The organism is Coprococcus sp. OM06-34AC, from assembly GCF_003462545.1.
Taxonomy (GTDB): Bacteria; Bacillota; Clostridia; order Lachnospirales; family Lachnospiraceae; genus Coprococcus; species Coprococcus aceti.
Genome location: NZ_QTZF01000002.1, coordinates 485,721 through 508,300, shown reverse-complemented (window position 1 = coordinate 508,300; position 22,580 = coordinate 485,721). Strand labels below are relative to the sequence as shown.

At 46.7% G+C, this 22,580-nt stretch carries 23 protein-coding genes and 1 other RNA gene; 18 read left to right on the top strand and 6 right to left on the bottom strand.

Annotated features, from left to right (window positions below):
* The first annotated feature begins 67 nt into the window (after positions 1 to 67).
* From DXB91_RS05480 to DXB91_RS05430, 11 genes are all read left to right on the top strand, one after another.
* Entirely contained in the window at positions 68 to 1,045 is a 978-nt protein-coding gene (locus tag DXB91_RS05480; protein ID WP_118017016.1) for a hypothetical protein, read from the top strand.
* A 15-nt stretch (positions 1,046 to 1,060) separates the two neighbouring features.
* Positions 1,061 to 1,537, top strand: coding sequence for a DUF4358 domain-containing protein (locus DXB91_RS05475; RefSeq protein WP_117549994.1), 477 nt, complete (start codon positions 1,061 to 1,063; stop codon positions 1,535 to 1,537).
* Positions 1,538 to 1,820: 283 nt separating this feature from the next.
* Entirely contained in the window at positions 1,821 to 2,384 is a 564-nt protein-coding gene (locus DXB91_RS05470) for a flavin reductase family protein (protein WP_015534482.1), read from the top strand.
* A gap of 47 nt (positions 2,385 to 2,431) precedes the next feature.
* The gene (gene ispE, locus DXB91_RS05465) at positions 2,432 to 3,313 is read left to right on the top strand and encodes a 4-(cytidine 5'-diphospho)-2-C-methyl-D-erythritol kinase (protein WP_118017015.1); all 882 of its coding nucleotides are present in this window, start codon (positions 2,432 to 2,434) and stop codon (positions 3,311 to 3,313) included.
* Positions 3,313 to 3,984, top strand: coding sequence for a GntR family transcriptional regulator (locus DXB91_RS05460; protein WP_015534484.1), 672 nt, complete (start codon positions 3,313 to 3,315; stop codon positions 3,982 to 3,984). The genes ispE and DXB91_RS05460 overlap by 1 nt, the downstream gene beginning before the upstream one ends.
* A gap of 151 nt (positions 3,985 to 4,135) precedes the next feature.
* Positions 4,136 to 5,626 carry a spore germination protein gene (locus DXB91_RS05455; RefSeq protein WP_117549998.1) on the top strand — a complete coding sequence of 497 codons (1,491 nt, stop codon included), beginning with the start codon at positions 4,136 to 4,138 and terminating at the stop codon, positions 5,624 to 5,626.
* Between the two features lie 383 nt (positions 5,627 to 6,009).
* On the top strand, positions 6,010 to 7,203 hold the full coding sequence (locus DXB91_RS05450) for a hypothetical protein (RefSeq protein WP_147343974.1): 1,194 nt from the start codon (positions 6,010 to 6,012) through the stop codon (positions 7,201 to 7,203).
* Between the two features lie 28 nt (positions 7,204 to 7,231).
* Positions 7,232 to 7,726, top strand: a complete 495-nt coding sequence (locus DXB91_RS05445; protein WP_118017013.1) for a hypothetical protein — start codon at positions 7,232 to 7,234, stop codon at positions 7,724 to 7,726.
* An 87-nt stretch (positions 7,727 to 7,813) separates the two neighbouring features.
* Positions 7,814 to 8,866 (top strand): D-alanine--D-alanine ligase family protein, encoded by a 1,053-nt coding sequence (locus tag DXB91_RS05440; RefSeq protein WP_022217335.1) that lies wholly within the window; start codon positions 7,814 to 7,816, stop codon positions 8,864 to 8,866.
* A gap of 31 nt (positions 8,867 to 8,897) precedes the next feature.
* Positions 8,898 to 9,320: a DUF1934 domain-containing protein gene (locus DXB91_RS05435; protein ID WP_055280406.1), complete on the top strand. Its 423-nt coding sequence runs from the start codon at positions 8,898 to 8,900 to the stop codon at positions 9,318 to 9,320.
* Positions 9,321 to 9,330: 10 nt separating this feature from the next.
* Positions 9,331 to 9,948, top strand: a complete 618-nt coding sequence (locus tag DXB91_RS05430) for an SAM-dependent methyltransferase (protein ID WP_118017012.1) — start codon at positions 9,331 to 9,333, stop codon at positions 9,946 to 9,948.
* On the opposite strand, the gene DXB91_RS05425 is transcribed toward DXB91_RS05430, so the two are convergent.
* From DXB91_RS05425 to malQ, 4 genes are all read right to left on the bottom strand, one after another.
* A complete protein-coding gene (locus tag DXB91_RS05425; protein ID WP_118017011.1) occupies positions 9,931 to 10,713 on the bottom strand; it encodes a CPBP family intramembrane glutamic endopeptidase in 783 nt (260 codons plus the stop codon). The two genes, DXB91_RS05430 and DXB91_RS05425, sit on opposite strands and share 18 nt — an antisense overlap.
* Positions 10,714 to 10,736: 23 nt before the next feature.
* Positions 10,737 to 11,300 (bottom strand): hypothetical protein, encoded by a 564-nt coding sequence (locus tag DXB91_RS05420; protein WP_015534491.1) that lies wholly within the window; start codon positions 11,298 to 11,300, stop codon positions 10,737 to 10,739.
* 70 nt (positions 11,301 to 11,370) lie between these two features.
* The gene (locus DXB91_RS05415) at positions 11,371 to 12,111 is read right to left on the bottom strand and encodes a lysophospholipid acyltransferase family protein (RefSeq protein WP_118017010.1); all 741 of its coding nucleotides are present in this window, start codon (positions 12,109 to 12,111) and stop codon (positions 11,371 to 11,373) included.
* Positions 12,112 to 12,171: 60 nt separating this feature from the next.
* Complete coding sequence (malQ, locus tag DXB91_RS05410; RefSeq protein ID WP_118017009.1) at positions 12,172 to 13,740, bottom strand: 4-alpha-glucanotransferase; 1,569 nt, start codon at positions 13,738 to 13,740, stop codon at positions 12,172 to 12,174.
* A 427-nt stretch (positions 13,741 to 14,167) separates the two neighbouring features.
* On the opposite strand from malQ, the gene pncB reads away from it, so the two are divergent.
* Together pncB and DXB91_RS05400 are read left to right on the top strand one after the other, a co-directional pair.
* Complete coding sequence (gene pncB, locus DXB91_RS05405) at positions 14,168 to 15,409, top strand: nicotinate phosphoribosyltransferase (protein WP_118017008.1); 1,242 nt, start codon at positions 14,168 to 14,170, stop codon at positions 15,407 to 15,409.
* Between the two features lie 116 nt (positions 15,410 to 15,525).
* Positions 15,526 to 16,404, top strand: a complete 879-nt coding sequence (locus DXB91_RS05400) for a DegV family protein (RefSeq protein WP_117550011.1) — start codon at positions 15,526 to 15,528, stop codon at positions 16,402 to 16,404.
* 233 nt (positions 16,405 to 16,637) lie between these two features.
* Here DXB91_RS05400 and DXB91_RS05395 read toward each other — a convergent pair whose 3' ends face one another.
* Complete coding sequence (locus DXB91_RS05395) at positions 16,638 to 17,252, bottom strand: Maf family protein (RefSeq protein ID WP_015534495.1); 615 nt, start codon at positions 17,250 to 17,252, stop codon at positions 16,638 to 16,640.
* Positions 17,253 to 17,324: 72 nt separating this feature from the next.
* The gene (locus tag DXB91_RS05390; protein ID WP_118017007.1) at positions 17,325 to 18,512 is read right to left on the bottom strand and encodes a pyridoxal phosphate-dependent aminotransferase; all 1,188 of its coding nucleotides are present in this window, start codon (positions 18,510 to 18,512) and stop codon (positions 17,325 to 17,327) included.
* A gap of 431 nt (positions 18,513 to 18,943) precedes the next feature.
* On the opposite strand from DXB91_RS05390, the gene DXB91_RS05385 reads away from it, so the two are divergent.
* From DXB91_RS05385 to ffs, 5 genes are all read left to right on the top strand, one after another.
* Entirely contained in the window at positions 18,944 to 19,714 is a 771-nt protein-coding gene (locus DXB91_RS05385) for a TatD family hydrolase (protein WP_118017006.1), read from the top strand.
* A 37-nt stretch (positions 19,715 to 19,751) separates the two neighbouring features.
* Positions 19,752 to 20,615, top strand: a complete 864-nt coding sequence (gene rsmA, locus DXB91_RS05380; RefSeq protein ID WP_055145795.1) for a 16S rRNA (adenine(1518)-N(6)/adenine(1519)-N(6))-dimethyltransferase RsmA — start codon at positions 19,752 to 19,754, stop codon at positions 20,613 to 20,615.
* An 88-nt stretch (positions 20,616 to 20,703) separates the two neighbouring features.
* The gene (locus DXB91_RS05375; protein ID WP_117550018.1) at positions 20,704 to 21,702 is read left to right on the top strand and encodes a DUF6128 domain-containing protein; all 999 of its coding nucleotides are present in this window, start codon (positions 20,704 to 20,706) and stop codon (positions 21,700 to 21,702) included.
* Between the two features lie 19 nt (positions 21,703 to 21,721).
* Positions 21,722 to 22,231, top strand: a complete 510-nt coding sequence (gene tadA, locus DXB91_RS05370; RefSeq protein WP_118017005.1) for a tRNA adenosine(34) deaminase TadA — start codon at positions 21,722 to 21,724, stop codon at positions 22,229 to 22,231.
* Positions 22,232 to 22,307: 76 nt separating this feature from the next.
* Positions 22,308 to 22,571, top strand: an RNA gene (gene ffs, locus DXB91_RS05365) — signal recognition particle sRNA large type.
* The last annotated feature ends 9 nt before the right edge of the window (positions 22,572 to 22,580 follow it).

Here is a 22,580-nt window from a genome sequence, read left to right as displayed (position 1 = left end):
TTAATTGCTATACTATCATAGGATATTTTGCGAAAGACATGAAAGTTAGTTAATTCGGAGGTCGAAGGTGACTAAGAATAATAACACTGATTATAGAAAAAAGATATACAGACAGCGGCATCACCGCAGAATGAAACTCGTCGAGAGCGGAATAGGAGTGATCGTCGCAGTCATAATGATATTTGCGCTTGGACAGGGCAACCTGAAAAAGAATGTGAACGGTCAGGAGGAGTTCCAGCCTGAGAGCGGAACATCGGCAGATATAAGTGAGAGCAGCAGTCAGGATATGTCATACAGTGACACGGAGGAGGTTGCACAGCAGTATCTGGCAACTGCGGAGGATGCGGCCATTCCGGATCAGAGAAATGGTCAGTATGTACAATTTGTCAATTACACCAACCCTGATGTGAGCGGCAAGGGAGCGGACAAATATGACAGCAATATATACATGCCGGCGAATGCTACGGATGACCAGTATTTCTCGACATCTCTGCTCATAGGTGATTCCAGAGCCGAGGCGCTGGGACTGTACAGCGGTGTAGATAACTGGGATATGTGTGTGGCGAAGAATCTGGACATAGAGAAGGTCGCTAATACCAAGATGTTCACCTGCGATTCAGGAGAACAGTGTACGGTTGTCGAGATGCTTGGCATGAAGAGCTATGAGAATATATACATTTCATTTGGGCTTGAGGAGCTTTCGTGGTATAACAAGCGGTACATGTCGGCCTACAAGACTTTACTGGATCAGATCTCCCAGTTACAGCCTGCGGCAAATGTATATGTGATGTCAGTACTTCCTGTATCGGCGGAGCTTTCATCAAAAGACCAGGTGTATAACAACCCGGGTGTGGACAAGCTCAATTCTCTCATGCAGGAGATGTGTGGCAGCTACGATCAGGTGATCTATCTCGATGTGGCTCACAGCGTGTCTGTGGATGGTGTTCTGCCGGAGGATGCGGGAATAGATGGAAAACATTGTAATAAGAAATATTGTCTCAAGATGATGGAATACATCAGAAAGAACGTGTATGTCAGAAGATAGTGGAGACGGAGGCATATGATAAAAAGAATAATATATTTGTTTGCATGCTGTCTGATGATCTGTTCGCTTGCGGGATGCGCAGGAAATGGAGACGACGAGGCAGATACGCCGGATGTGCACTCTCTGGCTGATATGCTCATGCAGAACGTGAAGTTTGAGGATTCCGTGGAGGAGGTCTCCTCTGAGACGGCGCTCAGATATTATGGTATAGACAGCGCTCAGGTGCAGGACAGTGCAGTGTACATGTCAACGGGAGCCACCGCCGAGGAGCTCGCAGTATTTCAGGCGTCGTCAACGGTCGATGCCCAGGGCATACTGGCGGACATGAAGAAAAGACGCGACTCACAGTTGCGGATGTACCTTGATTACAAATCGTCGGAGACCGCCAGACTTGATGATGCGGTTCTGTATGTGCATGATACATTTGTGGTATACATGGTGTCCGATGACAGCGAAACGGCACAGGGAATAATAAGTGATTATCTGGAATGATCTTCCGGGTGATCATTTTTTTTGTCTGCATTTCCTTGTGTAACACCGGGACAGATCATTCATATTATAGTAATAAATCCGCTGTCAATAAAATAAGATAAATAAAGAGCGCTGTATGCGGTTGTAATTTTATGCACTGGCATGTATTATTATGTATAATGTATACAATATACAAAATACGAACAATTGACAGCTTGAGATATCAGCACTGTGGTGCGTTGCGCCACAGTGACTGAAAGTGGCTGAAAATGAGTTGAAGGTCAATAGAGAAAGAGGTATAGACATGGCAAAACAGAATTGGAAACCAGGAAATATGTTGTATCCGGTTCCGGCAGTTATGGTGAGCTGCCAGAGACCAGGAGAGAAGCCAAACATAGTGACGATAGCGTGGGCCGGTACCATATGCAGCGATCCTGCAATGGTGTCCATATCGGTGCGTCCGGAGAGATATTCCTACGACATAATCAAGGAGACAGGAGAATTTACCATAAATCTCGTCACCGAGAAACTGGCATTTGCAACTGATTATTGTGGTGTGAAGTCAGGAAGAGACGTGGATAAATTCAAGGAGATGAACCTCCATGCATGTGACGGCGTTAATGTGTCATGCCCGGCTATAGAGGAGAGTCCGGTGAACGTAGAGTGCAAGGTAAAGCAGGTAGTTGAGCTTGGATCCCACCACATGTTTATCGCTGAGGTGGTCGGAGTCCAGATAAGTGATGAATACATGGATAAGACCGGCAAATTCAACCTCAACAGCACGGGACTTGTCGCATATTCACATGGAGAGTATTTTGCACTTGGCGACAAACTCGGCAAATTTGGATATTCTGTTAGAAAAAAGTAATCGTAGGCTGAAAAGCTGCAGGGGAAATGTCACGGACAGGAGAGAAAATGGAAGTATCATTAAAGGCATATGGAAAGATAAACCTCGGTCTCGACGTGGTCAGGAGACGCGAGGATGGATATCATGAGGTGAAAATGATCATGCAGACGGTCGATCTGTGGGATGAACTGACATTTTGCGATGTCACCACAGACGAGATCGTTATAACATCGGATTCGTCGGAGCTGCCGGATGTGAAGGATAACATCATATACAAGGCGTGCCGGATGATGAAGGATATATATGGAATAGACAAGGGTGTTCATGTAACCGTGGATAAACACATACCGGTTGCAGCCGGAATGGCAGGGGGAAGCGCTGATGCAGCGGCAGCCCTCAAGGCGATGAATATGCTGTTTGGACTGAACCTTTCCGATGAACAGCTCATGGAACATGGAGTGAAGCTCGGCGCAGATGTGCCTTACTGTATCATGCAGGGTACGGCACTCTCGGAGGGAATAGGAGAGATCCTTACACCACTTCCACCTATGCCGGACTGCCTGATCGTCATAGCGAAGCCGGCGATCGGAGTGTCCACAAAATGGGTATACCAGAACCTGAAGGTGGATCTGCTGGAGGAGCATCCAGATATCGATGGCATGGCGGATGCACTCAAGACCGGAGATCTGAAGGGAATAACAGACAGAATGGCAAATGTGCTCGAGACGGTTACGATACCTGCAAATCCTGTGATAGATTCAGTCAAGAAGCTCATAGCGGAGAACGATTCCATGGGAGTGCTCATGAGTGGCAGTGGGCCGACAGTGTTCGGAATATATGACAACAGGGATAAAGAACTGGCACAAAGGGTAGTAGATATGCTGCGTGAAAAGGACGAGATACAGGCTGCGTATGCCGTCAGCCCGTATAACATAAGAAGAGGTATGTGATGGATCTTAGATTGAATATGGATGAGTACCTGCCTCTTCGAGAGGTAGTGTTTAAGACTTTGAGGAATGCTATAGTTCACGGTGAGTTTGAGCCGGGGGAGAGACTTATGGAGGTCACTCTTGCGAAGAGGCTTGGCGTAAGCCGTACCCCTGTCAGGGAGGCCATGAGAATGCTTGAGCTTGAAGGGCTTGTGGTCATGATCCCGAGAAGGGGAGCAGAGGTTGCCAGGATAACGGCAAAGGATCTGAGCGATGCGCTTGAGATCAGGATGGCGCTTGAGGATCTTGCGGCAGGGCTTGCCTGCAAGAGGATAGACGACGAGGGAAAAGAGCGGTTGAAGCAGTCCTATGCCGACTTCAAGAAAGCGGTAAGCTCCAAGATAATCCCGGAGATAGTAGATGCGGATGTTGCATTTCACAATACTATAATGGACATGACGAACAATCCGAGACTGATCAGCATGTCCCAGAGTCTTCGTGAGCAGGTGTACAGATACCGCGTGGAGTATGTAAAGGATTTCAGCTATCACGACAAGCTTATAGCGGAGCATGAGGCTCTCATGAATGCGATAATAGCCAGGGATGAAGAGAAAGCCAAGGAGATAACCCGTATACATATATACGATCAGGAACAGATCGTGATCGCAAATGTTGTCATAGCACAGAAATAACAATATGCATAATAATAAATACCTGTATAAGAGGCGGAATGCGTGAAAACGTGTTCCGCCTTTTTATGTGTATGTCTGAATAAAAACACATCCGTTGGACAAGATAGATTACAGGAGATAAACGGTATGTTGGAGGTGTTTACGGCGGACGATGGCTTCAATCAGTAAAAAAATAGACGAAAACATCACACAAATTGAGACAATGTTCGGTAACTGGAGCGATATCGTGGAGCGAAGGTTTGATCTGGACCGCTGTGCCTGGGGAGATGATCCGGCAATATACGTGGTGTATATAGATGGACTGTGCGATCATGAGTTGATTGAGAACACATTAATAAAACCAATAACCTGGGAATGGCGGAATAAAGACACGGCAGATCTGTGGGAGCATATAATCTCCTGCGAGGGTCAGACGGCGGATTATACCCAGGAAAGTGACATGGACAACGTTGTCAGGGCGGTTCTCAGGGGGGATACGGCCATATTTGTATCCGGGAGCGATCAGGCAATAGTAGTGTCATCGAAACATTTCCCTGTGAGAGGTATAGAGGAAAGCTCCACCGAGGGAGGAATGAGAGGGCCGAGGGACAGCTTCAATGAGAACTTTAGGACATCCACAGCTCTGATAAGGAGAAGGATCAAGGACGTACATCTGAAGCTGGAACAGGGGACAATGGGCGTCAGATCCAGAACAGAGTACGGGATATTCTATATGGAAGATATAGCGGAGCCTGAGCTGGTACAGCAGATAAGGGACACCATCGATAAGTATGAGATAGATGCGGTGTTTGACAGCGGTATGGCTGAACATCTGATGGAGAAGAAATGGCAGGAGATATTTCCGATATACCAGGCGACCACAAGACCTGACAAGGCGGCCGCGGCTCTGGTGGAGGGCAGGGTTGTCGTTGTGTTTGACAATTCCCCTGAGGTCATAATTGCTCCAGCCACCATCAACACTCTGTTTCAGACGGCGGACGATTATTATAACAGATGGCCGGTGGCGACATTTGCCAGAATGATAAGGTATGTGGCAGCGTTCATTGCGGTGGGACTACCGGGACTTTATATTGCGATCACCTGTTATCACAGGGAGCTGATACCCGACAAGCTTCTGTATGCGATAGCCGATGCGAGAAGCCAGCTATCGTTCCCCGTTGTAGTTGAAGTGCTGATAATGGAGCTTTTGTTTGAATTGCTCCGGGAGGCCGGGATACGACTGCCGAGCCAGCTTGGAAATACGATAGGAGTGGTTGGCGGTCTGATAGTTGGTCAGTCAGCCGTGGAGGCGGGGATAGTCAGCACCATGGTTGTGATAGTTGTGGCACTCACGGCTATAGCTTCATTTGCCATTCCGAATGAGGCGTTTGCGTCTGTTTTCAGATTGCTTAAGTTCGTAATTATAATCACCAGCGCACTTTATGGAATACTTGGATTTATCCTTGCGATGCTGGTTCTCGTGTTTCATCTTGCATCCATGGACAGCTTTGGCGTGCCGTATATGTCCCCTGTCGTGACCTGTGGATACACTGGCGAGGGATATAAGGACTTTGTTGTCCGCGCGCCTATAAAGAAAATGATCAACAGACCTAAATGGAGCAATCCTGACGAGCGGCGCAGGTTGGTCAGAAAGAGAAAATAGATATGAATGATAAATATAATGTGACGTTTTCTGCTTTTTTTAAGATGACTTTGCTCGTTTTGCCGGGGATGATAACTTTTGTGGTTACATTAATACCCTCATATTTTGGAAGAAATTGCCTGATTTTGTCACTTTTTTTGACGCTATGCATGGCTTTTGCTTACGTGATAGCACTATATATTGTATACATGAAGATTGATGAGAGAGGGAACAGCGAAAGCGGTAAAGTCAAAAATAGGACTATTGCATTGATTTATGGGGCAAGAACTGCCGTTAGGATGGGCTTGCTGCTGTTTGTCCTTGCCGAGTGTTCCAGGCAGTTGATGTTGAAAAGATACACGGTAATTGCTATCTCAATCCCCTTGTTGCTTGCATGTCTGTATATGGGTAGCCGTGGCACAAGGGGGATGGTCAGGTTTGCGGAGTCCGTGTTCTGGTTCGCTGTCGCGGCGGGGGCTGTGGTCATTCTGTCTTCTGTGAGTAACCTTGATCTGTCAGTGCTTAAGACTGTGACTGAGATAGGAGACGAGGGCGGGGCGAATCTCACCATAAGCCGTGTCATGGCTAGGGGAGGACTGCTTTTTCTTGGATTCTCGGCTATGGAGACGGTGATGCTGGTGTATATACACGTCATTCGGAGGCGAAGAGGAATGTTGTGTGCAGCCGTAGGCACAAGTACCATAATAGGCATTATGTGTTCGATAATTGTGATATGTACATTGGGCACGGGTGCGCTCATGGCTAAGGAGAAAAATATACTATATATAGTTGGAGCCATGGAACTGCCTGGCGGAGTGAAGCTCAGGCCGCTCATGCTGGTGTGTTACCTTGTCATCGTGTTCGGTGTGATGGCACTGGTTCCAAACGTCATAGGTGGATGGGGCGCTGTGGACAGACTGGGTGTTCGGCACAGATGGCCGTGGAAGACATTGTGGGCAGTCCTTGCATTTGCCGTATGCCTGTGGGCCGGGATGCTGCCCGGACAGCAGGACCGTATAAAGATCATCTCCGGATATCTTATTCTGGTGGATGTACCCCTGTCGATAATATTGCCGGCGGCATCACTTGCCGGGAAATGGCCTGTAAAAAAATCTGCCGGACTGGCGGCGGTGTTATTGACGGCGTGTATATTGAGTGGGTGTGAATACAAGCCGGTGGAGGATGTGGACTATGTGAATGCGGTCATCATAGAGCGCAGCACGGAGGAGCCTGCCGGCGGCGGGCTGAGATACAGTCTGGTCATAACAGGACTGGACGACGATGAGGATTCCCTGACCGAGGAGGGGGTGTACCAGGTGGACGCCGGCTCATTTGCCGACGCTTGCAGAAGTTATAATGAGAGTCATGCGAAGTCCCTCGATACGAGTCATGTGGAGTATATAGTAGCGGAGAATACCCAGGTAATGAACGAGGCTGCAGCCGAACTTGAGAAGGAATTTGCTACAAGCTATGTGACTGTGGTGATAGAACAGAATATACTGGAGAAATCCGGGGATAACAATACAAATGAATATCTTAAGACACACTATGAAGGCCAGTGTCTGGCGACATACGCGAGAGATGGGATAGGTGAATAGAGACTTAGATGATCAGGAGGTATTGTTTATGTGGAGAATGTTCAGGGCGGCCATACTGGGTGTCCTCATAGGAATTGTCGGCGGTGTGATATTTGGACAGGTTTCTTATGTGAAGAAATATAAGGATAAGGTGTCGAGGGAGATAATGGCGGATGCGGTCATGTACAACAATTCACTGGATGGCAGTGGAAGGGTCATAAGGCTTAAGGTCGATTATGATGGCGATATGAAGTCTGAGGATGAGAGAGATGAGCTTGAGAGCTATGTGGGCAACACAGTCATGAAGCAGATCGGCATGTGGCTTGGGGACGACTACAATGAGAATCTGAGTTATATACAGATGCGCCACAATCTTGTCATGGCGATGGAGGATATAAATGACATTGCCCAGAGCGCGGCAAATGCGTGGGGCGTGGATGCCGATGCAAACTCTGGATTTTCTTATGAGTATTTTGGCGATTCCGGGGAGGACTGTCCGCCCGGAATGTATGAGACATTATGTATAGATCTGGGGGATAAGTGACGTTGAAAAGTTGATTCCCAGGTGTTATACTTTGACCTGTGGTGTGCCCCGGGTGCACCGCGGATTAAAGTATAAGGAGCACATGTCATGGCTAAGGAAAATTTGGTTGTAATATTTGGAGGAAGATCATCAGAGCATGAGGTTTCATGTATATCGGTACAGACAGTTGCCAAGGGGGTTGATCTTGAAAAGTATAATATGACATTGGTTGGCATTACCAAGGATGGAAGATGGTTAAAGGCAGATAATATAGAGAGTATAGCGGATGGAAGCTGGTATGACAGCAAGGTCACAGCAGTGATCTCACCGGACACCAGAAGAGAGCTTATAGTTTTCTCCGATGCAGGTGTGGAGCGCCAGAAGGTGGACGTCATATTCCCTGTACTTCATGGTATGTATGGCGAGGATGGAACTATACAGGGATTGTTCGAGATGGCAGATATTCCATATGTTGGATGTGGCGTTCTGGCATCGGCAGCATCCATGGATAAATTCTATACGAAGATAATCGTTGATCACATCGGTGTTTCACAGGCGAGATTTGTACCTGTGCTTGCAGAGGATTTCAGCGACATAGACAGTGCTATGGACAGAGTTGAGGCTGAGCTTGATTACCCTGTATTTGTAAAGCCGTCAAAGGCCGGATCATCAAAGGGTGTAAATAAGGCGACTGACAGAGCAAGCCTTCTGTATGCGCTGAATGAGGCCGTAAAGCACGACAACAAGATCCTCGTTGAGGAGACGATAGTTGGACGTGAGCTTGAGTGCGGAGTCCTCGGTTACAAGGACAATACCAAGGCTTCGGGAGTTGGCGAGATACTTGCCGCTGCTGAGTTCTACGATTTCGATGCAAAGTACAACAATGCTGAGTCGAGAACGGTTATCGGCGCCGACATCCCTAAGGAAGCAGAGAACGAGATAAGGGAAGACGCTGTGAAGATATTCAAAGCACTTGACGGCTTCGGACTCTCCAGAGTGGATTTCTTCCTTGAGAATGGAACAAACAGAGTTGTATTCAATGAGATCAACACACTTCCTGGATTTACAGGAATAAGCATGTATCCAATGCTGTGGAATGCTCAGGGATACGATATAAAGACTCTCGTCACAACGCTTATTGAGATGGCAAAAGAGAGATAAATTTATAAAATTACATAGATTGGAAGTTTATATGGTAAAGAATGTTACTGTGACAGTAGTTGGAGAGCAGAGGACGAGCAGGGAAGAGAACAATGTTGAACCCATAGAGCTTGTTACCAGGGGAAGCCTTCATGAGAAGGACGGGGTATTTTACCTGAAATACGATGAGTATTATGAGGATCTTGAGAAACCGGCGAGAAATCTGCTGAAGTTTGACAAATTAGGACTTGACCTGACAAAGAAGGGCGAAGTCAGTGCTGCCATGTCATTCAGACCGGGAGAGACCAGAGAGGCATTTTATTCCACTCCGGTTGGTATGATGAATATAAGCATACTCACTGAAGGCTATCAGCTCGTGGAGACGGAAAAGGGGCTTGGTCTGGTCGTGGTGTATGTGATGGATTATGGCAATGAATGTGTATCGTTTAATGTACTTAGGATAACCGTGGAGTGAGGATAGATATATGGATGACGAGAAGGCGTTTGATGATTTTCTGTCTATAGATACGACGCTGTGTATAGGTGCGGAGCAGCCCACAGAGGAGAATAATATATATCAGGCGACTTACTACAGGGATCTTGTGACCCTGTTCAATGCCGTGTCCATGGAGCCGGAGGATACACTTGTTGACTTTGGCTGCGGACTGGGGCGTGTGTTGTTCTATGGCAACTCAAGACATTACTGCCGCGCCACGGGTATAGAGGCGGATGCTGACATATACGAGAAGCTTATGGAAAATGCCGCGGGTTATCAGAGCAGATTTTATGATCAGGAAGACAGGATGAACTTCTATAACATTCCGGCGCAGGAGTATGAGGTCGCAGATGAAGATAATTATTTCTATTTCTTCAATCCGTTTTCCTCGGAGGTGTTCAAGAAGGTCATAGACAATATAATAGATTCCGTGCGCAGGGCACCGAGAAATATATATCTGATGCTGTACTACCCGACATTTGAATATCAGAGAGTCATGAGGGACAGCAGGTATTTTGTGCTGAAGAATATCATCAAGCTGTCAGGATACGAAGATGATCCCGCTGAAAAAGTGTATGTGTATCACATGTCAAGATACTTTGTGTGATTTGCCACTTCGGCACAGCAGCAGATATAGGGCGGTGAAGCCTGCGGCTGACGTGATACCAGTTGTAAGTATACAGCCTGTATGTGACAGTGCAAATGGCAGCATCCCGGTGAAATAAGAAGATACGTTGATCGTTATGTGAAGAAGGATCGATGGCAGCAGGGAAGACGTCCATGTGGCGAGCAGCGCGAGAAGGATTCCCATGGGAAGGGCGTAGCAGAACTGGACTAAATTGCCGTGATAAAGGGCGAACAGCAGCGCTGACAGCAGGATGGCGATGGCATCTGAATGTCTGCATGTAAATGCACGTCTGGAAGAACTCAGAGAGATCCCTCTGAACACAAGCTCCTCACAGACCGGTGCAAGCAGCATGACTGTTGTAACTCTGAAGATACCGTTGTTTAGAGAGAATGATGAACGAACCATGTCTCTGTAACTGCCGAGAAGCTCTGGACGATGGAGCTCAATGGCGTTCAGTATTCCGGTCGAAAAAAACTGCAGGCTGAGGCCTGTTATGACAATAAGTATAAAAATACAAAAACAGAACAGGAATGAGAGTGATCTCGTTCCTGTTCTGTTTTTATTGTTACGGTTATCTCCTGTGGTGAATACCCAAGAATATACATGATGTATATATCCGCAGAGAATAATTATTATAACACATGATACCAGAGATGATGGAATAAGCCCCTGGACAAAAGTTATGCATATCGGTGCAAGTGAAGCTATTCCAAGTTCGCGGAGGTTAATATGACATTTCTTCATATTGGGAACCTCCTTTCAAGCTGTTACATCTTCTGGATCTTTTTAGCTCTCTCTTTTTCTTCCTTGGCCTTAGCCTTGGCTGCGGCCTTCTGCTCCTTGCTGAGCTTTGACTCGGCTACATCCTTGTCGTACATATCCTGATACTTTCTCTGCTTTGCACGAAGCTTCTCACCAAAGGTCTTCTTGCCCTTCTTCTCCTCGATCTTACCACGAACATTCTTGACGCTCATGATATAGATACCGCTGACCATAGCCTTTACCTCTCCGCGGACAGGCATCTGATCATATATACCGTCATCACAGATAAGATTCATGATCTGAGGTCCGATCTTGGCCTTTACTATAGGCATCTTGGCCTTCTGGTAACGCTTTGGTGTCTGTTCCATTACCATCTTAGGCAATCCGGCATCCTTCATAGGGAGCATCTTCTTGTCGATGACAAGCATCGTCACAGGCTGTGCCTGTTCCTTCATCATTTCCTTCTGTGCAGACTGCTTTTTCTGAAGCTTATTGCCCACTATGTATAATGCAATAAGACCTCCGATAAGTATAACTGCAACTATTATCAACCATACCCACCATGCCATGTTTAGTTCCTCCTGATTATATTTAGTTATTGGTGTTTTGTCTTGCTGTGATCAGATTATTATAGTCTGATCACTTTTTTGTTGCAAGGGGAAGATTCTTAACCCTTGCTTCCTGAATGAGTGCCGGAATGGTTTCAAGAACCTCCTTGCGCTCCTTTGGCTTCAAGCCATTTATGTCGATAGGGTCAAGAAATTCGATGACCACCTTGTGACTTCTGATAAAGTTGTGCTTGTTGGCCTCCATGATATTGTCTGTTCCGCATATGGATACAGGTACGATAGGACATCCGGCCTTCTGTGCGATCTTGTATGCTCCGTCCTTGAAAGGAAGAAGTTCTTCGCCGTCATTTCTGTGTCCTTCAGGAAATACCATCATGGAATGTCCGGATTTTACGATATCAGCCGACTGCATGATAGTCTCCAGTCCCTTCTTCAGGTCGGATCTGTCAAGGAATGTACATCCTATGTCCTTCATATACCATGGAAGGATAGGAACCTTCAGGATTCCGTCCTTGGACATAAATCCCAGAGGTCTGTCCAGTGCGTTGTGACAGCACAGTATATCAAAGAAGCTTCTGTGGTTGCCGACAAACAGAATAGGCTGATCCTTCGGTACCCGTTCCAGACCTATGACAGTGCACCTGGCACCGCATATGAACATGACTATTCCAAAGAAGCCTTTGACCAGCTTCTGGGCATGGCGGTACGCCTTTTCCTGATCCTTCTTAGCCAGAAGGTACAGATACAGGTGATACGGAGTACACAGGATGATGCCCAGAAAGGCAAATAAATATGCAAATATTGTTCTCAATATTATAATTCTCCTTATGCTATTTTAAATGTTCCAGCATTGATTTGACTCATCGTATGATTACTTCTCCTCAGAATCCTTCTTCTTCGGTATTGGAGTATATCTTCCATAGAGCTTTGATGTCTCAAGAAGCCTGTCTGACAACTGCTTGCTCAGGTCTGAGGCTTTGAATCTCCATGCCCAGTTGCCCTCTCCAACGCCTGGCGTGTTCATACGTGCCCATGAGTCGAGCTTTAGCACGTCCTGCATAGGAACGATGGCCATGTTGGCAACAGAAGAGAAGCATGCTCTTATCATAACCCAGCAGATATCACTTGCATCAGTGCTGTAGTATCTTCTGAGCTTATCCTTTGAAGCCTCATAAGCCTGCGTATACCATCCAAGGGTGGTGTCGTTGTCGTGTGTTCCTGTATAGCATACACAATTAGGTGTATAGTTATGTGGAAGGAAGTCGTTCTCGTTTGGATTTTCAAATGCAAACTGAAGGATCTTCATTCCAGGAAGTCCGAATTTGTCTCTGAGTTCTATGACTGAATCATCTATCTCGCCGAGATCCTCGGCGATGATAGGAAGATGGTAGCCGAGATTAGCTTCGAGCTGTGTGAAGAAGTTCAGCCCTGGAGCTGGCTTCCACTCGCCGTTGATGGCGGTCTCCTCACCGTAAGGCACTGCCCAGTAACGGTCAAATCCTCTGAAGTGATCTATCCTGAGGAAATCTGTTACTGTGAGCTGATACTTGATTCTCTCTATCCACCATGCATAGCCTGTCTCGGTATGCTTTTTCCAGTTGTACAGAGGGTTGCCCCAGAGCTGGCCGGTAGCTGAGAAATAATCTGGTGGAACACCTGCAACCTCGATAGGGTATCCTTTTGAATCCAGCAGGAACAGTTCCTGATTGGACCATACGTCTGCGCTGTCCCATGCGAGGAATATAGGTGTGTCACCTACTATACTGATTCCGAGATCATTTGCATATGTCTTGAGGGCCTGCCACTGCTCTGTAAAAAGGAACTGGAGGAAGTTGTAATATCCGATTCCATCGGCAAGCTTCTTCTTCCATGTGGTCTTCTGCCTTGCGGTCGGCTTCTTCAGTGAATCATCCCACATGTACCAAGGCATTCCCTCGTGCGCATCCTTGCCTGCCATGAACAGAGAGTAGTCAGCAAGCCATGATGTATTCTTGACAAATGCATCGAACTTTGCCATGAGATCCTCGTCTCCTGACATATCATCTGCATAGTCAGTGTCGATAAATCTCTCGTACGCTTTCTTCAGAAGGCCAGTCTTGAATTCTATAAGTGTTCCATAGTCGATCTTCTCAGGATCCCAGTCAGGCATAGCTGAGAAGTCCTCGTCCAGAAGTAACTTCTTCTTTCTGAGGTAGTCGATATCGATGATAAGTGGTTGTCCTGCAAATGCTGAAAATGGCTGATAAGGTGAATCACCAAAGCCTGTGTGACCGAGTGGAAGCACCTGCCACAGATTTAATCCTGAAGCTGCAAGAAAGTCGATAAACTGATAAGCGCCCGGACCCAGATCTCCGATTCCATAAGGACTTGGGAATGATGTCGGGTGAGCCAGAATGCCGGCGTACTTCTTAGGCTTTTTTTCGTTGTTCTGCTCTAACATAATCTATCCTCTTTTCATAATATGTAAAACCACAGAGCCAGCCACCTCACAGTCTCTTCGAGCCTGTTCGGCTGGTGTGCCCTGCGGCATTCAGAGCCATGCCACCTCACAGTCTCTTACGAGCCTGTTCGGCTGGTGTGCCCTGCGGCATTCAGAGCCATGCCACCTCACAGTCTCTTACGAGCCTGTTCGGTGCGGCGTATCCGCCGTATAGCACAATATAAGAAATGCCTTGTTCATGCAAGCATGACAAGCCACTTCTTATATTGTGCTGCATGGCTCTGAACGGTAACATTATACAATACTATGTGTGATAGTTGCAAGGTAATAGTGCTTGACAGCGGGCTGTGTGCTAACTTATTATAAGTGGAAGTATTTGAACTTGCGTATACTTCCGTATTTCCGTGATATATGGCGGTTAAGCCGTATGTGTGGAGCGGATAAAAAGAGAAAGAAGAGTATAAAAATGGAAAGAATAATCACAAGCCTGCTTGAAACGGATATGTACAAGTTTAGTATGGGACAGGCGATTTACCATCAGTTCAGTGACTATAAGACAACATGGTCATTCAAGTGCAGGAATACTGACGTGTTCTTCACAAATGAGATGGTTGATGAAATCAAAAGACAGATACAGCTCTACTGTGATCTGAGATTTACAGAGGAGGAGCTTGAGTATCTGCACAATATCAAGTGGATAAAGGGTTCTTATGTTGATTTTCTGAGACTCTGGAAGGCAAGATATGAGGACTTTGAGATATCAGATGACGCTGAGTGTGGACTGAAGATAGAGGCGAGAGGCACTTGGCTCAATACTTCCATGTATGAGATACCTACTCTGGCTATAGTGAATGAGGTCTACTTCAGAATGAACGATGACTATGATAAGCTGCTTGCATCATTCAGGGAGAAGCTTGATGAGAAGGTCCGAAAAGTCGAGACCGGAGAGTATAACCTTGGAGCTTTCAGTGAGTTTGGACTCAGAAGAAGACTTTCGGCTGAAGCTCAGGAGCTTGCAGTCAAGGAACTCAGCAAGCGCAAGTATCCGGGTTCAACATTTGTCGGAACAAGTAATGTATATCTGGCAAGGAAGTATAATCTGGTTCCGGTTGGAACTATGGCGCATGAGTGGATCATGTGTGTTGGACAGGGTAATCATAAGCACAATCCTGCATATTCCAACTGGTATGCATTGGATGCATGGGTTAAGGAGTATGGAGTGCTGAACGGAACAGCTCTCACTGATGCCATCACAACAGATTGCTTCCTGAAGGATTTCCAGCTCACATATGCGACACTTTTCAGTGGGGTGAGACACGACAGTGGCGATCCTTATGAGTGGGGCGACAAGATGGTTCATCATTATGAGAAGCTTGGACTTGATCCAAAGACCAAGACACTTCTGTTCAGCGACAGCCTTGATTTCGAGAAAGCGGACAAACTCAACAGCTATTTCAAGGACAAGATCAAGGTTGCATTTGGAATAGGAACATATATATCCAACGATACGTGCGATGAACCGCTCAACATAGTTATGAAGACTACAGCATGTAACGGCATGGATGTTGCCAAGATATCTGATGATAAGGGCAAGGGTATGTGCAAGAACCCTGATTATGTTCATTATCTCAACAGATGTATCAAGTGGCGTATGGAGAATGATAAGTAAATTTTCATAAGGAGGGACCCACGTAAGTGGGAGGATTCCTTATGAAGCACGCAGACGCCGCGCGCAGCGCATTTTCATGCGTCTGCTCATTAGCAAAAAATGGAGTTTTGTGAATTATGGGAAAAATTATTATAATGACAGATTCTGCCAGTGACATTTCAGAGAATGAGGAGAAGGAGCTCGGCATCAAGATCCTTCCTTTCCCGGTCGTGATAGGTGGCAAGTCTTATCTGAGCAGAGTCGATTTTGACAATGAGGGCTTCTACAAGCTCATGGCAGAGAATGATGATCTTCCAAAGACATCACAGATCACAGCGTACCAGTTCGGCGAGGTGTATAAGGAGCTGGTGGAGCAGGGTTACACGGATATTATATATGTAAGCATCAACAAGGATGGTTCTGCCTCATATGCAAATGCGCAGATGGCCGCAGATCAGTTCGAGGAGGAATATCCTGAGTGCGCCGGAAAGTGCAATATATATGTATTTGACGGAATAGGCTACAGTGGACAGTATGGCTATCCGGTGGTTGTGGCAGCTAGAATGGTTCAGGAGGGCAGGGATGCCAGGGATATAGTGTGGTATCTGAAGGAAGAGCTTCCAAAGAGAAGGATATACTTCGGAATATATGGCCTCAAGTATGCAGCCAAGTCAGGAAGAATCCCAAGTGCGGCAGCTCTGGTTGGTGACGCACTCGGCGTGAAGCCTATCATGAAGATCTGGGCAAATGAGATCGTGACAGCTATCAAGTGCCGCGGCGAGAAGAAGCTCATGGCAAAGATGGTGGATGTCACAGTGGAAGAGATGGATCCGGGTTCAGAGTACCAGATAGTATATGGTAACGATGAGATCGTAAGAGACGAGCTGACAGCCCGTATGACGGAGAAGGTTGGCTATGGCCCTTCAGATTACTTCCAGATCGGGGCAGCAGTTGCATCAAATGCGGGCCCGAAGGTCGTTGGAACTATCTTCAATGTGAAGAAAGAGCTTATGTAAGGATTCGTGTAGGAATTATTTCTTATGGCACGATGGCGGATAAAAGTCTTTGTGCTGTTTATCGTGGAATTTAATAATATGTGCATAAAATTATCCCTTTTCAAGGAAATTTTGTTGAAAGGATACAAAATCTCAGATTTTGTGCCTTTTTCAAGATATTTTCCTCAAAAAGGGATAATTTAGTGTCGTAAAATAAATATAATTGCCATTTAGAGAAAATATTTCCAAACCATTCAAGAAATCAAATCATCAAGCTCGTGATACACCCTTGCGAGTGGCAGCCCGACAACATTGTTGTAGTCGCCCTCAATTCCCTTGACGAACAGACCGCCCTTGCCCTGAATTCCATAGCTTCCGGCTTTGTCAAACGGCTCATTTGTGGCGAGGTACTGGATTATCTCGTCGTGGGATACAGGATAGAAGGTGACATCCGTCTTCTCATAGAATGAGCTGGATGACTTGGCTCTTCCGTTCACATATATCAGACACACGCCGGTGTACACCTGATGCGTCTGGTCGGACAGACTGTTCAAGGTGTTGTATGCATCGTCGTAGTCGTAAGGCTTACCAAGAATCCTTCCGTTCAGCGATACAACAGTGTCTGCGCCGAGGACAACGAAGCGTTCAGGAAGCTTTTTAACCCGTCTTACAACATCCTGGGCGATGATCCTGTTGCACACTTCATCTGCCTTCTTCTTAGCCAGAAGCATTACATATTCAGATGGAGCCATAGGTTCAAGATCTTCATCAGAAAGACTTGGACACACATCGAAGTCGTATCCCGCCTGGGCCAGAAGTTCCTTTCTTCTAGGCGATCCCGAGGCGAGAATTATCTTTATGTTAGTCATATGCTATATCTCTATACTTTCCTAAAATAATTTTGTACAAACAAGATCTGTTATTGTCGTACACACAGATCATTATTTACACATCTTAATAGCCTTCTCAAACAGTGGCAGAGAGCGCTCAACCATATCTGTTGTAGTACAGTAAGCCAGTCTCATATGTCCCGGACACATAAAGCTGTCGCCAGGAACAAGGATCAGATCAAGCTCATGGGCAGTCATGTTACAGAACTCATTTGCATCTGCGATAGGAGTCTTAGGGAACATATAGAAGGTTCCGCCCGGCTCAACACACTCATATCCCATGGCGGTGAGCTCCTTGTACAGGATGTTCTTGTTCTTCTCATAGATTGACAGATCAGATGTCTCATCGAGCACCTTTGCAACTCCGAGCTGTATCAGAGATGAAGGACAGTTGTGTCCTGTGAAACGTGATACCTGTCCGCACATATTGATGATGAGTTCAGCGTCCTTGCACTTAGGGTTTACAGCCACGTATCCGATACGCTCTCCAGGAAGTGACAGAGATTTGCTGAATGAGTAGCAGCAGATCGTGTTGTCGTAGAACTTTGAGATGAACGGCGAATCGGTTCCCTCAAATACGATCTCTCTGTAAGGCTCGTCTGATATAAGGTAAATGTCATGTCCGTACTCCTCCTGTTTCTCTGAGAGGATCTGGGCAAGATGTGTTATAGTCTCTGTTGAGTAGACGATTCCGGATGGGTTGTTTGGCGAGTTGATGAGGATTGCCTGAACATTTGGGTTCATCATCTCGAGAAATGCGTCAAAGTTGATCTGGAATGAAGTAATGTCCGCGGGAACGACCTTGAGAACAGCACCGGTTCCGTCAACGTATGGAACATACTCAGGGAAGTAAGGCGCAAATGTGATGACCTCGTCGCCCGGCTCTGTGACACATCTGATGGCGTGGGCCAGGGCTCCGGCAGCACCTGATGTCATGAAAATGTCCTCAGGAACATACTCCATGCCGAAACGGCGGTTCAGAGAATCTGCGACAGCCTTTCTTACAGAGTAAATAGTAAGTGTAGGGCTGTAGCCGTGAAGTGCCAGTGAATCCTCATTCTGGATAAGATCGATAAGTCCTTTGTTGAAGTCGTCTGTGGTAGGCACAGATGGGTTGCCTATAGTATAGTTGAACACATTCTCAGCACCGATCTCAGCGGCACGCTTTGAAGCATACTGTGCAAATTCCCTGATGATGGAAGTGTTGTTTAACATTGATGAATATTTCTTTGAAATCATGAAAGTCCTCCTGTTATGTAAAATGTTATGATAAATATACATATAAAATCAATGCAATATGACACATGTAATGTGGACACATATTATACGTTGATGTAATCTATGTGTACATATATACATCACAATAAATATACAGTTTTGGACACAAAAAAACAAGAGGTAACAGAACGGGGAAGATCTGCTGCCTCTTGCAAAAAAATGAGGGGAGAGAGGATTCAAATAAATGAAAAACTCTTTACGATTGTTAGTATATTCAGGATTTGTGAAAAAAATGTGTTTAAAGATTAATCTATTTATAAAGATTAATAACTAATCATAAACAAATAATTAAACGTTCACAAAGTGCGGGTATTTCTGTATAATACAGCGTGACGGATACGATATTGCGGTACTATAAACAATGCATTAGTACCATAAGAGAGGTTTGAGATATGATATTTGAGACACATGGTCATTATGACGATACTCAGTTTGATGAGGACAGAGAACAGTTAATTGCAGAATTCCTTGAGAAGGATATAGACAAGGTCATGAACGTCGGAGCGGATATGCAGTCGTCGAGGAATTCGGTGGAGCTTGCCGGAAAGTATCCGCATTTCTATGCAGCGGTTGGCGTGCATCCAAGTGAGGTCGGTGAGCTGACGGAGACGGATATACAGGAGCTTAAGAGCATGGTGCTGGATAATCCAAAGGTGAGAGCCATAGGTGAGATAGGCCTTGATTATCATTTTGATGATGATCCCCCGAGGGATGTGCAGAAGAAATGGTTCGTCAGACAGCTTGAGCTTGCACAGGAGCTTGCCATGCCGATCATCATACACAGCAGGGACGCCGCGTCAGACACCATGGAGATATTGAAAAGAATGGATGGCGGCAGAAATGGCGGTGTGATACACTGTTATTCATACAGCGTAGAACAGGCAAGAGAATATATTAAGATGGGATTTAACATAGGGGTTGGCGGAGTAGTCACCTTCAAGAACAGCCGGAAGCTTCAGGAGGTCGTGGAGGACATCCCTCTGGAAAAGATAGTTCTCGAAACAGACTCCCCATACATGGCTCCGGTTCCATTCCGGGGAACAAGGAACTCTGCCCTCAACATACCTTATATAGCTGAGAAGATAACCGAGATCAAGGGCGTTCCGGTTCAGAAAGTGTATGACCAGACATACGCGAATGCCCTGAAAATGTACAAGATGTAATAAAAACGTAGATTACAGGCAATGGAAAGGACAAAGCATGGAGAAGTTAAGTAATCCACAGGTCACGATAGAGACGATAAAGAAATACGAATTTGCATTTCAGAAGAAGTTCGGTCAGAATTTCCTCATAGATGCCCATGTCATAAACAAGATAATCAGCGCGGCGGACATCACGAAGGACGACTGCGTTCTGGAGATAGGCCCGGGAATAGGAACCATGACCCAGTATCTTGCGGAGAGTGCCGGACAGGTTGTGGCGGTGGAGATAGACAAGAATCTTCTCCCTATACTGGACGAGACCCTTGCGGAGTACGACAATGTGACCATCATCAACGATGACATACTGAAGGTGGATATCAACAAGATCGTGGAGGAGAGAAATGGCGGCAGGCCTATCAAGGTGGTTGCGAATCTTCCATACTATATAACCACACCGATCATCATGGGACTTTTCGAGAAGCATGTGCCGCTTCTCTCGGTGACGGTCATGGTGCAGAAGGAGGTTGCGGACCGCATGCAGGTGGGCCCGGGAACCAAGGATTACGGAGCACTGTCCCTGGCAGTTCAGTATTATGCCGAGCCGTATATAGTGGCAAATGTTCCGCCAAACTGCTTTATACCGAGACCGGGTGTGGGCTCAGCTGTCATCAGACTGAACAGATACCAGGAACCGCCGGTTAAGGTGAAGGACGAGCAGCTCATGTTCAGGCTGATAAGAGCATCATTTAACCAGAGAAGAAAGACTCTCCAGAATGGTATAGCCAACAGCGGAGAGCTGTCATTTGCCAAGGAGCAGATCGCAAAGGCTTTGGAATCCCTTGGAATATCAGCAAATATCCGTGGAGAAAGTTTGAGTCTGGCGGAATTTGCAGCTTTGAGCGACATTCTCACGGACAAATAATGTCATAGGTGGTGAGACAGAATCATAGATAATTGATAAAGCCCCCGGAAAAGGACGCAGAATTCCGGAAGGGAGAGGAGGATTATCTATGGTGTACTGGAACCGATTTATATCGTATATTTACAGGTATCACGACGGACACAAATGTGAAAATTCAGGATTTGCCAAGGTGGCAAAGGTGGGGAGAACGGGAAGACTCACGGTTGGACTGAGAAACGGAATGAACAGCAGAGAGGAAATCTATGGCGTGTTCATTTACAGGGAGACGCTGGCCGACGAAGGCGCAGTGGGCGGTGAACAGACAAATGAACCCGTGATGATCCCTCTGCCGGTGCTCGTCGGTAAGATGAGACTCAGAAATGGACACGGTGAGGAGTGCTTCTCATTCTGTTGGGATGATGTCATGGAGAGTGGACGGCCTGTGACTGCATTTGCCGGTATCGTCATAAGGCGTATACAGCCGGATGGAAATATGGGGCAGGAGTATTACGACAGCGATATATTCTGTTCGTCCTGGACGGACAGTGTGATAGATTATTCCAGAATGTGGGATGCGAAACGTGCGGGCCGCGATGCTGAGGAACTGAGCGAGGCGGTGAGAGAGGCCTCCATAACAGATACGGTCACGGCAGAGTTGGAGCTTGAGAGCTGTGCTGCACCGGCGGAGCCTGTATGTTCTGATGAGGTCGAGACCTCCGAGACCGGAACGGCGATAGACAAAATGTTTGAGAACTATGAACGTTTGCCACTTCTTCCGGGAAGCTCCCTGGATGACGGGCTGGACAGCGTCATAGAGAGCGTGAAGATATCCCCGAATGACATAGGTCTGCTGGACATGTGCAACTGGAAGCTCGGGGTGAACAGCTTCCTGACACACGGGTATTACAGCTACAAATACCTGATGTTTGGCAAAGTCATATTTTCCCCAGATGATGACCGCGTCAGTTACATACTTGGAGTTCCGGGGGTGTATTCCTCGAGGGAGAAATACCTTGCCGGGATATTTGGATTTGACAGATTCGTGCCGGAGAAGGAGACACATATCAAGACCGGCAGCTTCGGCTACTGGATAGTGGATATAAGATAGGAAGAAGAGGATAAAGAGAATGGAAGATACCAATATAGATGAGCTGACGCCGGAGGAGCGGCGTATCCATGAGAAGTATATGGGTAAAGCCATAGCCCAGGCAAAGAGGGCTTATGCAAATGGCGATGTTCCGATAGGCTGTGTCATAGTCCACGATGACAGGATAATCGCAAGGGGCTTCAACAAGAGAAATCTGAAAAAGACCACACTTGCACATGCGGAGATACTGGCCATAGAACAGGCGTCAAAGAAGCTCGGCGACTGGCGGCTGGAGGAGTGCACAATGTATGTGACCCTTGAACCGTGCCAGATGTGTGCCGGGGCCATAGTGCAGGCCCGTATCCCAAATGTGGTGATAGGATGCATGAATCCCAAGGCCGGATGTGCGGGCTCCATAATAAACCTGCTGGACATGAAACAGTTCAATCATCAGGTTGAGGTTATACGTGGTGTGCGGCAGGATGAATGCAGTGAGATGATGAAGAGCTTTTTTCGCGACCTGAGACAGGGAAAAGCGAAGAATGCTTGACGGCGGGCGGCATGTCAGATATAATGTAGCCTGCGGTGCATCTTGTGCACAGCCAATTAAATATGTTTTAAAGTTTCCATGCAACCGGGGAGGTAGCGGCGCCCTGTACCTGCAATCCGCTATAGCAGGGGTGATGGTCTTCCGGAGGGGTGGCCGCTGTAGGGCTGCCCTCAGTAAGTGATGTTGATGTCTGGGTCTCGCGCAACAGGAATCTTCGAACCGTGTCAGGTCGGAGACGAAGCAGCACTAAGGGGAATCTCCTGTGTGCCGTGAGGGTGCCTGGGCTGAGTTAACTGCTGAGGTAACGTCTATGGTGACGCTTCGAAGGAAGATCGCATGGATTTTTTTA

What these genes read in the sequence shown, in the direction of transcription:
- DXB91_RS05450 (WP_147343974.1), top strand. Translation starts at nt 6,010, where the DNA reads ATGGGTAGCCGTGGCACAAGGGGGATGGTCAGGTTTGCGGAGTCCGTG.
- rsmA (WP_055145795.1), top strand. Translation starts at nt 19,752, where the DNA reads ATGGAGAAGTTAAGTAATCCACAGGTCACGATAGAGACGATAAAGAAA.
- DXB91_RS05440 (WP_022217335.1), top strand. Translation starts at nt 7,814, where the DNA reads ATGGCTAAGGAAAATTTGGTTGTAATATTTGGAGGAAGATCATCAGAG.
- DXB91_RS05425 (WP_118017011.1), bottom strand. Translation starts at nt 10,713, where the DNA reads ATGAAGAAATGTCATATTAACCTCCGCGAACTTGGAATAGCTTCACTT.
- DXB91_RS05395 (WP_015534495.1), bottom strand. Translation starts at nt 17,252, where the DNA reads ATGACTAACATAAAGATAATTCTCGCCTCGGGATCGCCTAGAAGAAAG.
- DXB91_RS05385 (WP_118017006.1), top strand. Translation starts at nt 18,944, where the DNA reads ATGATATTTGAGACACATGGTCATTATGACGATACTCAGTTTGATGAG.
- ispE (WP_118017015.1), top strand. Translation starts at nt 2,432, where the DNA reads ATGGAAGTATCATTAAAGGCATATGGAAAGATAAACCTCGGTCTCGAC.
- DXB91_RS05475 (WP_117549994.1), top strand. Translation starts at nt 1,061, where the DNA reads ATGATAAAAAGAATAATATATTTGTTTGCATGCTGTCTGATGATCTGT.
- DXB91_RS05455 (WP_117549998.1), top strand. Translation starts at nt 4,136, where the DNA reads ATGGCTTCAATCAGTAAAAAAATAGACGAAAACATCACACAAATTGAG.
- DXB91_RS05430 (WP_118017012.1), top strand. Translation starts at nt 9,331, where the DNA reads ATGGATGACGAGAAGGCGTTTGATGATTTTCTGTCTATAGATACGACG.
- DXB91_RS05445 (WP_118017013.1), top strand. Translation starts at nt 7,232, where the DNA reads ATGTGGAGAATGTTCAGGGCGGCCATACTGGGTGTCCTCATAGGAATT.
- DXB91_RS05435 (WP_055280406.1), top strand. Translation starts at nt 8,898, where the DNA reads ATGGTAAAGAATGTTACTGTGACAGTAGTTGGAGAGCAGAGGACGAGC.
- DXB91_RS05375 (WP_117550018.1), top strand. Translation starts at nt 20,704, where the DNA reads ATGGTGTACTGGAACCGATTTATATCGTATATTTACAGGTATCACGAC.
- DXB91_RS05400 (WP_117550011.1), top strand. Translation starts at nt 15,526, where the DNA reads ATGGGAAAAATTATTATAATGACAGATTCTGCCAGTGACATTTCAGAG.
- DXB91_RS05470 (WP_015534482.1), top strand. Translation starts at nt 1,821, where the DNA reads ATGGCAAAACAGAATTGGAAACCAGGAAATATGTTGTATCCGGTTCCG.
- DXB91_RS05460 (WP_015534484.1), top strand. Translation starts at nt 3,313, where the DNA reads ATGGATCTTAGATTGAATATGGATGAGTACCTGCCTCTTCGAGAGGTA.
- pncB (WP_118017008.1), top strand. Translation starts at nt 14,168, where the DNA reads ATGTGTGGAGCGGATAAAAAGAGAAAGAAGAGTATAAAAATGGAAAGA.
- DXB91_RS05390 (WP_118017007.1), bottom strand. Translation starts at nt 18,512, where the DNA reads ATGATTTCAAAGAAATATTCATCAATGTTAAACAACACTTCCATCATC.
- DXB91_RS05420 (WP_015534491.1), bottom strand. Translation starts at nt 11,300, where the DNA reads ATGGCATGGTGGGTATGGTTGATAATAGTTGCAGTTATACTTATCGGA.
- tadA (WP_118017005.1), top strand. Translation starts at nt 21,722, where the DNA reads ATGGAAGATACCAATATAGATGAGCTGACGCCGGAGGAGCGGCGTATC.
- malQ (WP_118017009.1), bottom strand. Translation starts at nt 13,740, where the DNA reads ATGTTAGAGCAGAACAACGAAAAAAAGCCTAAGAAGTACGCCGGCATT.